Below are 1952 nucleotides of genomic sequence, written 5' to 3' on the forward strand. Positions count from 1 at the left end.
GAGCGCCGCCGCCGCATGGAGTTCCTCGGCTGAGTCGCACGAGAAGCTCCCGCCGTCACTTTCGAATTGTTGCCACTCGCCGATGAGACCGATGAGCTTCTCCGGCGGGGTGAAGTCGATTTTCTTATCTTGCCAGAATTGTTCATGTCGAGCGCGCATCCTAAAGCGGCATTGTTCGAGGAGCGGCTCGTGTGCGTAGGCTGCCACACGAATAAACGGCTGCCACCGCAGCTTGCATTCGACAAATACATGTCAATGGGGCATGTCGCAGTGAAGTTCGGGCGTGCGCGAAGGCCCTCCATCGCGGAATGGTTCTTACTTGAGCATGGTGTCAAGAGACGCATTGAGGTCGTTGTGCAGAGCTTTAGCATGATCCCGCCTGTACTATTGGACACGGGGCGCATAGCTACGATGCCCTCAAGGCTGGTTGAGCATTTCGCGCAGACGATGCCCCTGCAGATCGTCGCACTTCCGCGGTCACTTCCCGCATTTACCGAGGCCGTTCAATGGCCCGCTTTTCACAACAATGATCCGGCATGCATCTGGATGCGGGAGATATTGTTGGAAGAGGCGTCCCGCATGACTCCCCTGCCTGAGACCACACAAAGCTCTCGGCGCCCCTAGATCACTTAAAGCGTCTCATCGCCCTCCTCCTCGCTTCAAGCCGGTTACGCCCACATCCTTGGTGATGAGCCGGCCCTCCTTCATCGCGGGTGCAGTCTCGGAAAGTATGCTGCAAGGTCTTCGCTGGCGGCTCCGGCATGAACTCGGCTCGAATGCCTACCTCTTGCTCGAACTTCGTCTGCGCGCATTTCATGAGAGCCGCCTGACCCTGGTCCTCACACCGCTCTCTGCCCCGCAACCTCTTGACGAGCGCCTCTACAAGAGGCATGAACGCCATCCCTCGTGAGAGTGCTTCCTGACTACAGTGCCCGCGCCGGCAGCGGTCCGCTTCGAGCAAGACGGCAAACATGTGCGATGTAAACCAAGGGCTTTCCTGATCGAGGCCAGCCATTTGCCTTGTGCGCGCAGCCCGTCGCGCGCTCCGCCGCCGCTCAGAGCACCACCTTATCGCCGATCCGCAATGAGCATCTTCATTGCTGCAGAAATTCGGAAGAACATTGCCCGCCTGAGTATCCATCATTTGGTATACCATGCGCGAGAAGGTCGAGCAGCGCCGCCGCTGGTAGATTGGTGCCCTCCCGCCATTCTCGTAACGGTGCTGCGATCCGTTGTAAACGGAATCAAAAGAGCAGCCATCGCTTTGCGATGGACATTCAGATATGCGAGCCAAGCTGAGGAAATGTTGAGGCTATCGTTTTTTGGATTAGCATCGGCGACCGCGTCGATCTCACAACGACTCCGCGCTTCCTGCAGGCATGAGTGAGCATAGCGGTGCTTCGGATGTGAGAGTTCATCTTTCTCGCCTCGTTGCTTCGGCTGCACATAGGCAACGGTGCTCGCAAATTGTTCAGAGAAGCTTGCCCGATATCGCCTACCTGGGTTCGGGACAGAGCAAAGCGCGACTGTGTTGCGCAACGGCATCACTTCAACGCATACCGCATCTTCATTGCCGTACGTCGTTGGTCTGTCTTCTTTTGGCCAAACGTCTTAGCGACGTGCGGCCGCCCTAGCGCGATAATGATACGGAGCCGAATGTTGCAGCAATACAGTGGTGTCTATGATCCGGAAGACCTTACGGTCCTGGGAAGGATTTTTGACGAAGCGGTCGCAGCGCTACCGACTTCTATGCAGACTCCTGAAAATCGAGCGGCGATCGCCACGCTTGTTCTGGCACGTGCTGCCACCGGTAATGCGGAGTTGGCGTCATTGATGAATTTGGTCGTCGCCATTGCCTCTGCCGCTCGATCAGGCGGCCCCTCTGAGGAGAGCAACCTTGCTGGCGCCAGAAGAGCCATCTAGCTGGCGCCTTAATCGAAGCAGAGTGCAGC

The 1952-nt window shown here is 57.3% G+C and carries 1 protein-coding gene and 1 pseudogene; both read left to right on the forward strand.

Going from position 1 to position 1952, the window contains the following annotated elements; genetic code table 11:
* Window positions 1-33: 33 nt before the first annotated feature.
* Window positions 34-624 (forward strand): annotated as a pseudogene (locus CWO89_RS43690) (LysR substrate-binding domain-containing protein); the annotation flags it as partial.
* 1035 nt (window positions 625-1659) lie between these two features.
* Window positions 1660-1923 (forward strand): hypothetical protein, encoded by a 264-nt coding sequence (locus CWO89_RS43695; RefSeq protein ID WP_207234705.1) that lies wholly within the window; start codon window positions 1660-1662, stop codon window positions 1921-1923.
* Window positions 1924-1952: the final 29 nt, after the last annotated feature.

It is taken from the genome of Bradyrhizobium sp. Leo170 (genome assembly GCF_004296405.1).
Taxonomy (GTDB): Bacteria; Pseudomonadota; Alphaproteobacteria; order Rhizobiales; family Xanthobacteraceae; genus Bradyrhizobium.